This window comes from Chitinibacter sp. GC72 (assembly GCF_009760905.1).
Classification (GTDB): Bacteria; Pseudomonadota; Gammaproteobacteria; order Burkholderiales; family Chitinibacteraceae; genus Chitinibacter.
This window is the reverse complement of record NZ_VIRW01000003.1, coordinates 84603-97379: the sequence shown is the minus strand read 5'-3', so window position 1 is coordinate 97379 and position 12777 is coordinate 84603. Positions and strand designations below refer to the sequence as shown.

Here is a 12777-nt window from a genome sequence, read left to right as displayed (position 1 = left end):
TCATTTTGAAGCCTTATTTTTGTTGAAACAAAATCGGGCGAGTCTCAGCCAATTTTTCTGTACGGCGGGTTTTATCAAGCACCTGGCCGGCCAATTGACCGCATGCAGCGTCAATATCGTCTCCGCGTGTTTTGCGCACCGTAACGATATAACCTGCATTACTGAGAATATCACGGAATCGGGCAATTGCTTCGCGCCCGGATCGGGCATAGCCAGAGTTAGGGAATGGATTAAACGGAATCAGATTGAATTTGCATGACACCGAGCGCGCCAAATCGACCAATTGACGCGCGTGCTCTGGCTGATCATTAATCCCTGCCAGCATCACGTACTCAAACGTCACAAAATCGCGCGGCGCTTTTTCCAAATACAGATTACAGGCATTAAGCAATTCTTTTAATGGGTATTTTTTATTAATTGGCACGATTTCATCGCGGATTTTATCATTCGGCGCATGCAGACTCACAGCCAGCGCAACCGGACAATCTTCACGCAATTTCAGCAACTGCGGCACCATCCCTGATGTTGACAAGGTAACCCGGCGACGCGAAAGGCCATAAGCGTTGTCATCAAGCATCAGTTTCATTGCTGAAACCACATTATCGTAATTGGCCAGTGGTTCACCCATCCCCATCATGACCACATTCGACACAATCCGGGTGTCATCATTGACCGCACTACCCAAACGCGCTGCATCAAATGACAGACGCTGATTGGCCCACCAGAGCTGGCCAACAATCTCGGCAGTACTTAAATTGCGATTAAAGCCCTGACGTGCAGTTGAGCAAAACGTACAGTCCAGCGCACAGCCAACCTGGCTCGATACACACAGAGTACCGCGATCATCTTCCGGGATGAAAACCGCTTCAACGCCATTACCAGTACCGACATCAAGTAACCATTTGCGAGTGCCGTCCTGCGCAATCTGCTCGGCCATCATGGAGGGCGGAGCCACACAGGCCTGTTCGGCCAGTTTCTGCCGAAATGACTTAGCAATATCGCTCATCACGTCAAAATCAGCGGCACCGCGCTGATGAACCCACTTGAGCAATTGCTTGGCGCGAAAAGGCTTCTCTCCCATTTGCACCATCAAAGCCGCGAGTTTCTCAGCATCGTAATCCAGCAAATTTAAAGACATGATCGTGTACTCCGCTGCGTCTTAATTTCAAACAAATCGTGCAAAGTGCCCCGATCTCGTATTACCGCAAGACCGGGGCACTTTTTCCAGCTACTTAAGAGCCGTAAACTTCGGAAGCCGCGAAGAAATATGCAATCTCAATCGCTGCGTTTTCTAAGCTATCTGAGCCATGCACTGCGTTAGCGTCGATGCTAGCTGCAAAATCAGCGCGGATAGTGCCCGCAGCGGCTTCTTTCGGATTCGTTGCGCCCATCAGTTCGCGGTTTTTCAAAACTGCGTTTTCGCCTTGCAACACTTGAATCATGACTGGACCAGAGATCATAAAGTTCACCAAATCATTAAAGAAAGGGCGCTCTTTGTGAACAGCGTAGAAGCCTTCCGCTTCAGCGCGTGACAATTGCTTCATTTTTGCCGCAACCACTTTCAGCCCAGCAGATTCAAAACGGTCATAGATTTTGCCGATTACATTTTTAGCAACTGCGTCAGGCTTGATGATAGAAATGGTACGTTCGATAGTCATTTTTGATTGCTCCAGAGGTTTAATGTTTAGTTTTATCAACAAACACGAAAGAATATTGTTGCCCAAGGCTGTTTTCAGCTAGCCTCTGCATAGGCTAAATCGGCCTAAAAGACCATGCCAATATGCAAACTTTAGGCAAATAGCCGATCATTATAACACTTACAAGCGATTAGCAGACACAATGAGTGAAGGCCTAGACCCGATCCTGCAGCAGAAAGAACAGCAACAACTCAAAACCCAGCTACTTTGGCGGCTCGGCATTGCAGGTGGATTAATTGCCGCGATCCTTTTTGGCATCGCCTGGATCGAAAAAAGCCAGGAAAACACCGAACCGAACGTCCAGATTCCACAAATTGCACCCGAACTGAATGCCAGCGAGCCTGCAGAGATAGCCTCCGCAGCGAGCGAGGCCGCAATTTCAACACCCACTCCCACATCGGTTCCCACACCGGAAGCAACAGCGCTCCCCAGCATTAGCCCCAAGCCAAGTGCGACAGCACTCCCGGCGCCAAGTCCAAATACTGAACAAACCCACAGCAACCAAGCTCAAAACCAAATTCAAAAAATCGAAAATCTGCCAAAGCAGATACCCCGCACAAGTAATAGACCACAACCAACAGCTGTAGTTGCTTTCACAGCAATACCCCTCAGCAATAAGATTCCAACGACAGCAATGCCAAGGCTTGTGACTCAGCCAACAAGCACAATAATCGCCACCAAGCCGATAACCGCTGTTTTCCCAAGCCCGATCAATAGCACACGGGGCTACAGCGTGCAGGCTGGGGTATTTTTACACGCCAACAACGCGGAAAAATTACTGAATCAGCTTCAACAAGCAGGCATTCCTGCCTACCTGGAAACCCGAGTGCAAATCGGCCCCTTCAAAAACAAGATCGAGGCCGATGCTGCGATCAAAAAACTCAAAGCGCTCGGCATCACTCCCGTACTAAAAAACGAATAGTTATTTGCAGCACAAAAAAAGAGCAGTAGCGCGAGGCTGACTGCTCTTTTTTGACTCTACCTCTTTAGCGTAAACGCTTAAAAGGCAGTGCAGCTAAGCCACATCAATCTTAGTGGTGATGGCCGTGCTCGCCGTGTACGTGACCATGCGCCAGCTCTTCTGCGTTGGCTTCGCGTACAGCAGTCACAGTCGCCACAAAACGGATCGTCATGCCAGCGAAAGGATGGTTGCCGTCAACAGTCACGCGGTTGCCTTCTACTTCGGTTACGCGGAACAGGATGACTTCGCCAGTTTCAGGATCATCAGCTTCAAACATCATGCCTACAGCAACGTCAGCCGGGAAACCGTCTTTTTCTTCATCACGAACCAATTCTGGCTCGAATTCGCCAAATGCGTCGTCAGGTGACATCGTCACTTCGATGCTGTCGCCTACAGTTTTGCCGTGCAGGGCTTCTTCTACCAGCGGCAGGATATTGTCGTAACCGCCGTGCAGGTAAGCAATCGGTTCTTCGGTTTTGTCGATTTGATTGCCTTCAGCGTCGTACATTTCATAAGTCAGTGTAACAACGGAATTTTTGGCGATTTGCATAGTGTTTATCCTAGCTGTTTTACAAGGTTCAAAATTTCGGCCGCGTGGCCTTTCGGTATGACGTGATAGAAAGCATGTCGAATGACGCCCGACTTATCAATCACAAAGGTCGAGCGCTCTATTCCGCATCTTACCACGCCCTGCGCTTCCCATTCGTGTACCGCGTGGTAAAGACGACTGACTTCAAGCTCGGTATCAGACAGCAAGTCGAACGAAAGACCCTGCTCATCGATAAAACTGTCGTGCGCCAGACAGTCATCCAGACTCACACCCAGAATAATGGTCTCACATTGCGAAAATGCGTCAGTGCGATCAGAAAACTCGACCGCTTCAACAATGCCGCCCGGCGTATGATCCTTGTTAAAAAAGTACAACACGACATTTTTTCGGCCATGAAAATCACTCAGGCGAACCATGTCCATTGCCGCGTCGGGTAAAGAAAAATCAGGGGCTACGTCGCCTACATTGAGCATGGGGTCTCCAGTCGGTGCAATAATACGATTATTATCGGATTGCAGAATGTGCCAAGTGCCAGCCATCCGTGCAAACGCTATTATTTACCACCATAACTTGCCCAAGATAATGCATGGGGCAAGCTGGCCAGCAAACTCATTTTTTTCCTTTATAGCCACAAGCCATGCCTAAAACACCTTTCGATACTGCCCTGTTGGGAAAATTAACACCCGAGCAATTTCTGGCCGAATACTGGCAAAAAAAACCGCTGCTGATTCGTCAGGCATGGACCAACTTTCCGGAACTGATTGATTTTGCCCGGCTGGCCGAATTTGCCCAGCGCGATGACGTGGAATCCAGATTGATCGAATTCAATCATGGGCGCTGGAAGCTGGAAAACGGCCCGTTCAGTCAGCACCGCCTCAATCGATTACCAGAAACTGATTGGACGATTTTGGTGCAGAATGTAAACCATCTGGTTCCCCATATTGCCGACTTCTTATATCAGTTTAATTTTCTGCCTTATACCCGACTTGACGATGTGATGATCTCTTACGCCCCGCCCGGTGGCACGGTGGGGCCGCATTATGACTCGTATGACGTTTTTTTGCTGCAGGTGGGCGGGCAAAAAAGATGGCAAATATCCAGCGATGACGCCTCGGGTTTTATTGAAGATGCGCCGATTCGAGTTTTGAAAGACTTTAATCCTGAGCAGGAATGGGTACTGGAGCACGGCGACATGCTGTATTTGCCCCCCAAATATGCGCATTACGGTGTAGCACTCACACCGGGGATGACTTATTCGGTCGGTTTTAGAGCGCCCAAAACACAGGAAATCGCGACCAAGTTTCTGGAGTTTTTGCAGGATGAAATCTGCCTTGAAGGCATGTACAGCGACCCGGACGCCAAGGCAAGCCGCACACCGGCCAAAATTGACGACGCCTTTGTCACGCAAATTGGCCAGATGCTGCAGCAAGTCAAATGGGACGAGCAGACGGTTCGGCAGTTTATTGGCCGCTATTTTTCCGAACCCAAGCCGCATGTTTTTTTCGATCACAGCAGACCACTGGAGTTTGACGATTTTGCCGAGGCTATTGCCGAGCGCGGTGTCGAGCTGGATCTGAAAAGCCAGATGCTCTACTCGGAGCAAACGCTGTTTATCAATGGCGAAGAAGTCGAGTTTGACGATGCCAGCCCGACCGATTGGGCACTGCTGCAGCAATTGGCCAACGAGCGCTGCTTGCCCGCCGCCGAATACTCCGACCCATTGTGCGACTTACTTTATATCTATCACGAATATGGCTACCTTCACCCCCGTGCCGAATGAAGAAACAGCATCTGCAGCCACGCCTTTTGATACCCGAAATGGGTATCAGGCTGCAATCACAAATCTGATTGCCCTAGCTGGACATACCCTCAAGATCTGTGAAAACGATCTGGCCGAGAGTGATCTGGGCAGCCTGCGCAACCAGCAAGGCCTGTGGGCATTTTTCTCACAAGCCTCGCCTGGCCGCATGCAGCTCTTGCTGGCCAACACCAACGTGCTGACGCAGCGCCATCCGCGCTTTATCCAGCTGTGCGATCGCTTTGGCCATTTGATAGAAATTCGCCAGATCCCGGATTATCTCTCGCACGAGCGCCAGGGCTGGATGATTGGTGACGATGAACATTATCTAATGCGTCATCATTATGATTGGCTACGCGGCGAATCCGGCCGCAATAGCAAATACGCCGCCCAGCTCAAACAGCAGTTTGCAACACTGTGGGAACAATCAACACCCTGCAACGCATCGCAACGCCTTGATTTATAAGGATGTACACTGCGTTACATGAGGTAGCAGATTACATAGAGGAAAACCCGTGCCAGCACTAGCAATTTATCGGGCAGCTGATTAGAATTCGTTTCGTTGGTTGTGAAACAAATCACGCCGAATGTGAATTTAAGTAATTGGCCTAAAGCCAGTTATTAATTAGTTAGTCAATTAAACCTAAACTTAATCTTAAAGGATTTCAAAATGAAACAATCTCTGATCGTTGCTGCTTTGTTGGCTGTTGCTTTGTCTGCTTGCGGTAAAGAAGAAGCTACTGAAGCTGCTTCTGCTGTAGTTGAAGCTGCTTCTGCTGTTGAAGCTGTAGCTTCTGAAGTTGCTTCTGCTCCAGTTGAAGCTGCTTCTGACGTAGCTTCTGCTGCTTCTGAAGTTGCTGCTAAGTAATTCGGTTTTACCGAATACTGAAAAGCCGACCGCAAGGTCGGCTTTTTGCATTTCTGCCGTAGAATAACGCTTCCTGATTTGCCACCTACCTGCTAATGACTGTTCAAATTCTCTTGCCACGCTGGATTATTCCGGTAATCCCGCGCCACACTGTCTACACCGATTACGCACTCGTCATTCAGGGCGAAAAAATCATTGCATTGCAAGCTAGGGCCGATGCCCTCGCCGCCTACCCGGATGCTGAAATCATCAAACTTCCCGATCATGCCCTCATGCCCGGGATGATTAATCTGCATGCCCATTCGGCAATGACATTACTGCGCGGATTTGCCGACGATTTGCCGCTGATGCGCTGGCTCAACGAGCACATCTGGCCCGCCGAGGGTCAACATGTCAGCGATGATTTTGTTTTTGCTGGCACCAAGCTGGCGATTGCCGAGATGATTGCGGGCGGCACCACCTGCTGCAATGATATGTATTTTCACCATGGCGCAGTGGCACGAGCCGCACTTGATACGGATTTTCGCATGACTGTGGGCTGCTCGATTCTGGAGTTTCCAACCCCCTACGCCAGCAATGCCGACGATTACATCCGCAAAGCTCTGGCTTGCCGCGATGAATTTCTGGGTGAAGAGCTGGTGCAATTTACCCTCGCGCCGCACGCACCGTACACCGTCAGCGATCAGACGTTCAGCCGCATCATCACGCTGGCCGATGAATTGGAGCTGGGAATTCATTGCCACATTCACGAAAGCGCCGATGAAATTGCCGGCAGCCTGAAAGAATATGGCGTGCGCCCGCTGGAGCGACTGGCGACACTGGGTTTACTTGATAGCCCGCTGATTGCGGCACATATGGTGCATACCACCGACAGCGAAATTGCGCTGCTCGCCAAAAAAGGCGTTCATATCGCGCACAATCCGGCCAGCAATTTGAAACTCGCCTCCGGCATCGCCCCGATCAGCCAGCAGCTGGCGGCGGGCATTAATGTCGGCATTGGCACCGATGGCGCGGCCAGCAACAATAAACTCGATCTGTTTGCTGAAATGCGCCTGGCGGCACTGCTGGCCAAAGGGCAAAGTGCTAATCCAGAAGCCGTACCCGCCTGGCAGGCGCTGGAAATGGCCACGCTCAATGGCGCGACAGCGCTGGGCTTACAGGATAAAATTGGGTCTCTGGAAGTGGGTAAACAAGCCGACGTGCTGGCCATCAATCTGGCGCAAGCGGGCACGCAACCGTGCTACGATCCGATTTCGCATTTAGTCTACGCGGCTGATCGCACGCAGGTCAGTGATGTCTGGATTGCTGGCCGTGCGGTATACCGCCGCCACGAACACCAGAGCCTGAATCTGGCCGAAGTGCTCAGCACTGCCCGGCATTGGCAACACAAAATTGAAGGCAGTATTGCCCCGCAAACCAACTAGGGATTACCGTTGTGACCGATACCCATACAATCAATGTCGATGATGGCGAGATCGCCAAATTTTCTGCGCTCGCGCACAAATGGTGGGATAAAACCAGCGAGTTCAAACCATTGCACGAAATTAACCCGTTGCGCATTGGCTTTATTGATCAGCATTCGGGCATTAAAGATTTAAAAATTCTGGACGTCGGCTGCGGCGGCGGCATTTTATCGGAAGGTTTGGCCGAGCGTGGCGCGCAAGTCACCGGCATTGATTTAGCGGAAAAATCACTCAAAGTCGCCAAACTGCATTTATTTGAATCCGGCCTCAACGTCGATTACCGCAAGATTCCAGTGGAAGAACTCGCTGCGGCTGAACCCGAAAGCTACGACGTCGTCACCTGCATGGAAATGCTCGAACACGTGCCGTCGCCCGCCAGCGTGGTTGAAGCGTGCGCGCGCCTCGTGAAACCAGGCGGCTGGGTGTTTTTCTCCACCTTAAATCGCAATCCCAAATCATATTTGCTCGCCGTTGTGGGCGCTGAATATGTACTTAATATGCTGCCGCGTGGCACGCATGATTACGATAAATTTATCAAGCCGTCTGAGCTGGCGCGCATGACGCGTACCGTGGGTTTGGATACCGTCACCGTCACCGGCATGACGTTTAACCCGTTGACGCAAGTATATAAACTGACCGACGATACCGACGTCAATTACCTCGTTGCCACGCGCAAAGGCCAATAAATGATCAAAGCCGTGTTATTTGACCTCGACGGCACACTGGCCGACACCGCACCCGATATGGGCGCGGCGCTCAATCGCCTCTTGATCGAGGAAGGCGCTGCGCCACTGGCGATCGACACCATTCGCCCTGTTACCAGCCACGGCGCGCGCGGCTTGCTAGAATTGGGCTTTGGCATTGGGCCAACGCACACGCGCTTTGCCGAATTGCGCGAACGCTTTTTGGACTTGTACGCCGAAAAAATCTGCGAGGGCACGACGCTTTTTGACGGGATTAGCGAACTAATCCGCGAAATTGATGCGCGCGGTATGCGCTGGGGCATTATTACCAATAAGCCCATGCGCTTTACCGACCCGCTGGTGCAATTACTCCCCCTCCCTATTGCCCCGCAGACCTGCGTATCCGGTGACACGGTAGGTATACCCAAGCCTGACGCTAAACCTATGCTACACGCCGCAGCCGAGCTAGGCATCGATCCGCAACACTGCCTGTATGTAGGTGACGCCGAGCGCGATATTGAAGCAGGCCGCCGTGTCGGCATGAAAACAGTGCTGGCCAATTACGGCTACATCAGCGACACCGACCAGCCCGAAAGCTGGGGCGCGGATTTGAATATTAATCACCCGCTCGAATTACTAGGCCATTTGGACTAAAGCAAGGTATAATCGCGTTTCTTCACTTCGCATGAAGACAGCTGTAAAAGCCGGGGGTGCCATGGTTTCGACAGGGGTTGCAAAGCGGATGAGGGCATGTCGGGGTCTCAGCTGCCCGTAAAAACAACTGAAAACAAATAGTCGCAAACGACGAAACTTACGCTCTAGCTGCTTAAGCTAGACTCTGCACCGCAAGGCCCATCGGGCGGGTCGGGTAAAACCGGCAGCAGAGTCATTTAGATGGGATCGCTTTGATTCGGGTTACTTGGATCAAGGTTAAATTAAGGTGACTCGCTCTCTTCAAGCCTGCCCATCGGCGTGATTGAGAGTTAAAACCCAAATGATATGGCTAAACATGTAGAACTCACTGTAGAGTGCTTCTGGACGGGGGTTCAACTCCCCCCACCTCCACCAATACACAAACCCCAACTGTTCTCAGTTGGGGTTTTTCTTTGCCAAGTCCCGCAGCTACAAGCCTTGTGGCGCAAGGCTTCTGGACTGTCTGCCGCATAAATTATCCGAACTGGCCGACCACTGATCTCTGTGCCGGCCATTTCATATGTCATCTCTCAGCCCCACCCAAAGAGTGAAGTCCGGAAGCATGGTTTCACATTAACCATATAAATCATGGCTTTACTTCTGGACTTTCTGAGCGAGTTCTACGAGAAAAATGCTTGGGCATTACTCATTATTTTGCCTTAATTCAACGTCTGCATGTGTTGCTAGTGCAGACAACCAGCCAACCGCCCCTGCCTTCAGTTGTTCGGCCAGAGCGGAAAGTCCCAATATCTTAATCGGTTGCAAAATTCCACGTCACTGCAAGAAGGTAATGTAAGTTATTGATATAAATCAAATAAGATGGCGAATTCATTGTTTTGAATACTAACTTTTTAGCGAACAAAGTGTCTATGCTAATAATGAATGAAACATAGCTGCCAAATTCAGTGGCAAACCAAACGTCATCAGACCTTAGGAATTCATCATGAAACCCATTCGCCCAGCCGTCATTGCGACGATGCTTGTTTTTATTAGTAGTGGCGCATCTGCAGAAGAGGCTCATCACCCAGCATCTGCGGCCTCCAGCGTTAAAGCCAAACAAATCTCGAAAACCACAGTCTCAAATGAATCCAAATCCATACTGAAAATGGATCAACATATTCAAGCCATGCAAGAAATGCATGAAAAAACGCTAAAGGCAAAAACGCCGGAGGCGCGCAAGGCCTTGATGGTTGAGCAAATGAAAGTCATGCAAGATGGGATGGCGTTAATGAATAGCATGCCTACCACAATGATGGACGCGAAGAATGGGATGAGCATGATGGGAGCAAAAAACGGTAACCGCATGGACATGGCGGTCGGCCATCAGATGATGGACATGCGCATGAAAATGATGGAAGGAATGATGCAATTGTTGATGGATCGCATGGCTGCCACTCAATAAGGAGCCCTTATTATGGATCACGATCATCAACGACAAGCGCCTCGCTTTTGGGGCTCGCGCTATTCGATGGGCTTGCTCGTGATCGGCGCTGTGGCCGCTTATTTTTTACTCACCGAGCATTTGGCGCATGTCATCAGCGCTTTGCCATTTCTATTGCTGCTAGCCTGCCCGCTGATGCACATCTTTATGCATCATGGTCATGGCGGACATGGTCACCACCACGATGCCCCAGACTCCGACAAACAAGTCGAACGCGGAGGCCCATCATGAATCACGATGAATCAGCCTATGGCTTATGGGTTTTGGTGTTGATCAATTCGGCCATTTTTATTCTATTTGCCTTTAGTTTTTTTAAACCAGCAACGGCGCGGGATTGGCGGACATTTAGCGCATTTTCTGCTTTTATTATCGCCTTATTTGTTGAGATGTATGGTTTTCCACTCACCATTTATCTACTGGCAGGCTGGCTGCAAACGCAATATCCCAACCTCGATTTGTTGTCACATAACGCGGGCCATTTATGGGCGACCTTGCTTGGCGAACAAGGAGATCCGCATTTCGGCACGCTGCATATTGCCAGCTATATATTGCTAGGCTTTGGTTTTTATTTATTGTCTAGCGCATGGAACGTGCTCTATCACGCACAACGCAGGCAAGTACTAGCTGTTAGCGGGCCTTATGCACGAATTCGTCATCCGCAATATGTGGCTTTTGTCTTGATCCTACTGGGCTTTCTGTTGCAATGGCCAACGCTACTAACACTGATTATGTTTCCGATTTTGCTGATGATGTATACACGGCTAGCTGCCACTGAAGAAGCTGAAATGCGGGCGCAATTTGGGGCAGAATATGAGGACTATGCTCAATCAACGCCACGTTTTATTCCACATCTTGGGGCTTGATACTGAAAATGAGATAAGCCATACGAACAATGCAGATGTATATGAATGGAATCCTTCCTATTGCTTATTTAAAAAAACATACCCATGGTAGTATTTTGAAGTTAATAAAGGACTTAGGCGCCATTACCGCGTATGTCTACTGCGCAGCACGCCAATACCGGTAATTGCCATACCAAAAATGCCAACGCCGATCATGATTTCACCCAGAGTGTGGTGCCAGTCCCCTTCAGCGGTGAGCAGTAGCATTGATCCACTAATGACTAGTGCGGCATAAGCGATTGCTCCAGCAAGCCTTTCCAGATTACGGCTAAGTCGCTCGCCCATGGACTCCAGTCTTGGCAGCCGACCTAAATTGCCCTCTGCAACACGGCGTAAGATGCGTCGGGTATCGCTAGGAGCACCCAGCATCAGGCGTTCTAGCTCTCTCGCCAGCCGCGTGGTCTTGTCGGCAATACGCTGTTTTGAAAAATGCAGCGTAGTTAGCCGTGATATTTGTTCACGAAAAGAAGCAATATAGTCATGGTTGGGGGCTAATTGCTCAATCATTGACTCCATGATCAGCACTGCACGAGTGAGCAATACAAACTCGTTTGGATTCCGCACTCGATTGCGCGTTCCCGCTTGGGTGAGAGCCTCAAAAGTAGCGCCAATTGATATTGCGTTCAGGTCTGATCGACGTATTTCATACAAAGCTGCTTTCATGTCCATCTGCAGCGCGGCACGATCGACCTCATCGCTGCTCAATGCCATTTCCAGATACGCCTCGCTTGCTGCTCGGGCATCGCCAGCAATAACCGCTTCAAGTAAATAAGCCAGCGATTCCCTCATCGGCTCGTCTAGCTCGCCCGTATTACCAAAATCGAGTAGTGCAAGTCGTCCATCAGGCAGCACAAATACATTGCCGGGGTGGGGGTCCGCATGAAATAAGCCATTCTCGAAGATCGTTTTTAGCATCAGCCTTAGCAAGGAATTCATGGCCTCTGGCATTTTTTCCGGGTGTTTTTGTGCGTAAAGATCAATCCGCTCTCCTTCCGAAAAGGTCATCGTCAGCACCGCTCCTCGCGAATAGGAGTTCAGTACATCGGGAACCCAGAGCTCAGGGCATTCCGACATGGCTGCTCGAAAAATGAGGATAGAGCGAGCTTCATGCGTGAAATCGATTTCCCGTTGCAGACTGAGGGCAAATTCATTAACCACACGATGTAGCTCCAAGCTACGCAATTGCGGCATGAGCATTTCACCCAAGGAGATCAAATGCGTAAGTAGCGCAATATCTTTGCTAATCACTAGATTCAAATTGGGGCGCTGCACTTTAACCGCGACAACACGCCCATCCAAAGTAGTTGCTTTGTGAACTTGAGCAATTGAAGCCGCTCCAAGAGGCGCTTCGCTAAACTCGGAGAATAATTTCGTGAGAGGTAGACCAAACTCGGCTTCAATAATTGAGCGGACAAGATCAAATGGCATTGCCGGCAATTGATCATGCAATAAGGCCAATTCATTGGCGTATTGTTCTGGGATTAAATCTCGGCGCATGGCCAAAATCTGACCAAACTTGATAAATGTTGGCCCCAACGCTTCGATTGCCGATCGCAATTGCTGCGGTGTTGGCCAATAGCGCTTCCCAAGTACCCCCCCAGCAGTTTATGCTTTGTTAAAATCCGCAAAATTGAGGCAATTCGAATCGGTGAGGTCATGAAGTGGTGTTCGGCTTTTGCTGTCATGATTCCTCGCGTTGACAAGTGGCCGCCAGCGTACTG

Annotated in this window: 15 protein-coding genes and 1 other RNA gene; 11 read left to right on the top strand and 5 right to left on the bottom strand. The window is 50.1% G+C overall.

All coding sequences use genetic code 11. The annotated features are described in order from the left end of the window. Positions 1–13: 13 nt before the first annotated feature. Both rlmN and ndk read right to left on the bottom strand, forming a co-directional pair. Positions 14–1138 (bottom strand): 23S rRNA (adenine(2503)-C(2))-methyltransferase RlmN, encoded by a 1125-nt coding sequence (gene rlmN / locus FLS37_RS03845; RefSeq protein WP_157314608.1) that lies wholly within the window; start codon positions 1136–1138, stop codon positions 14–16. Between the two features lie 94 nt (positions 1139–1232). After that, positions 1233–1658, bottom strand: coding sequence for a nucleoside-diphosphate kinase (gene ndk / locus FLS37_RS03840; protein WP_157314607.1), 426 nt, complete (start codon positions 1656–1658; stop codon positions 1233–1235). A 181-nt stretch (positions 1659–1839) separates the two neighbouring features. On the opposite strand from ndk, the gene FLS37_RS03835 reads away from it, so the two are divergent. Beyond that, positions 1840–2619 (top strand): SPOR domain-containing protein, encoded by a 780-nt coding sequence (locus tag FLS37_RS03835; protein WP_157314606.1) that lies wholly within the window; start codon positions 1840–1842, stop codon positions 2617–2619. 109 nt (positions 2620–2728) lie between these two features. Here the strand turns inward: FLS37_RS03835 and FLS37_RS03830 are convergent, their stop codons facing one another. Together FLS37_RS03830 and FLS37_RS03825 are read right to left on the bottom strand one after the other, a co-directional pair. Further along, positions 2729–3208, bottom strand: coding sequence for a peptidylprolyl isomerase (locus FLS37_RS03830; protein WP_157314605.1), 480 nt, complete (start codon positions 3206–3208; stop codon positions 2729–2731). Between the two features lie 5 nt (positions 3209–3213). Continuing rightward, positions 3214–3681: a peroxiredoxin gene (locus FLS37_RS03825; RefSeq protein ID WP_157314604.1), complete on the bottom strand. Its 468-nt coding sequence runs from the start codon at positions 3679–3681 to the stop codon at positions 3214–3216. A 164-nt stretch (positions 3682–3845) separates the two neighbouring features. Here FLS37_RS03825 and FLS37_RS03820 point away from each other — a divergent pair, with 164 nt between their 5' ends. The 10 genes from FLS37_RS03820 to FLS37_RS03775 all read left to right on the top strand — a co-directional run bounded on the left by FLS37_RS03820 (position 3846) and on the right by FLS37_RS03775 (position 11017). After that, the gene (locus FLS37_RS03820; RefSeq protein WP_157314603.1) at positions 3846–4988 is read left to right on the top strand and encodes a cupin domain-containing protein; all 1143 of its coding nucleotides are present in this window, start codon (positions 3846–3848) and stop codon (positions 4986–4988) included. Then, positions 4960–5472 carry a hypothetical protein gene (locus FLS37_RS03815; RefSeq protein ID WP_157314602.1) on the top strand — a complete coding sequence of 171 codons (513 nt, stop codon included), beginning with the start codon at positions 4960–4962 and terminating at the stop codon, positions 5470–5472. Before FLS37_RS03820 ends, FLS37_RS03815 begins: the two co-directional genes overlap by 29 nt. A 204-nt stretch (positions 5473–5676) precedes the next feature. Beyond that, the gene (locus FLS37_RS03810) at positions 5677–5874 is read left to right on the top strand and encodes a hypothetical protein (RefSeq protein ID WP_157314601.1); all 198 of its coding nucleotides are present in this window, start codon (positions 5677–5679) and stop codon (positions 5872–5874) included. Between the two features lie 95 nt (positions 5875–5969). Further along, positions 5970–7298 (top strand): TRZ/ATZ family hydrolase, encoded by a 1329-nt coding sequence (locus tag FLS37_RS03805; protein WP_157314600.1) that lies wholly within the window; start codon positions 5970–5972, stop codon positions 7296–7298. 29 nt (positions 7299–7327) lie between these two features. Then, the gene (gene ubiG / locus FLS37_RS03800; RefSeq protein ID WP_374756829.1) at positions 7328–8023 is read left to right on the top strand and encodes a bifunctional 2-polyprenyl-6-hydroxyphenol methylase/3-demethylubiquinol 3-O-methyltransferase UbiG; all 696 of its coding nucleotides are present in this window, start codon (positions 7328–7330) and stop codon (positions 8021–8023) included. Beyond that, on the top strand, positions 8024–8674 hold the full coding sequence (locus FLS37_RS03795; RefSeq protein WP_157314598.1) for an HAD family hydrolase: 651 nt from the start codon (positions 8024–8026) through the stop codon (positions 8672–8674). A 52-nt stretch (positions 8675–8726) separates the two neighbouring features. Then, positions 8727–9088, top strand: a transfer-messenger RNA (tmRNA) gene (ssrA, locus tag FLS37_RS03790). Between the two features lie 568 nt (positions 9089–9656). Continuing rightward, the gene (locus FLS37_RS03785) at positions 9657–10115 is read left to right on the top strand and encodes a hypothetical protein (protein WP_157314597.1); all 459 of its coding nucleotides are present in this window, start codon (positions 9657–9659) and stop codon (positions 10113–10115) included. 12 nt (positions 10116–10127) lie between these two features. Further along, positions 10128–10385 (top strand): DUF2933 domain-containing protein, encoded by a 258-nt coding sequence (locus FLS37_RS03780; RefSeq protein WP_157314596.1) that lies wholly within the window; start codon positions 10128–10130, stop codon positions 10383–10385. Continuing rightward, positions 10382–11017, top strand: a complete 636-nt coding sequence (locus FLS37_RS03775) for an isoprenylcysteine carboxylmethyltransferase family protein (RefSeq protein ID WP_157314595.1) — start codon at positions 10382–10384, stop codon at positions 11015–11017. The genes FLS37_RS03780 and FLS37_RS03775 overlap by 4 nt, the downstream gene beginning before the upstream one ends. A gap of 123 nt (positions 11018–11140) precedes the next feature. Here FLS37_RS03775 and FLS37_RS03770 read toward each other — a convergent pair whose 3' ends face one another. Continuing rightward, a complete protein-coding gene (locus FLS37_RS03770; protein ID WP_157314594.1) occupies positions 11141–12553 on the bottom strand; it encodes an AarF/ABC1/UbiB kinase family protein in 1413 nt (470 codons plus the stop codon). Positions 12554–12777 lie beyond the last annotated feature (224 nt).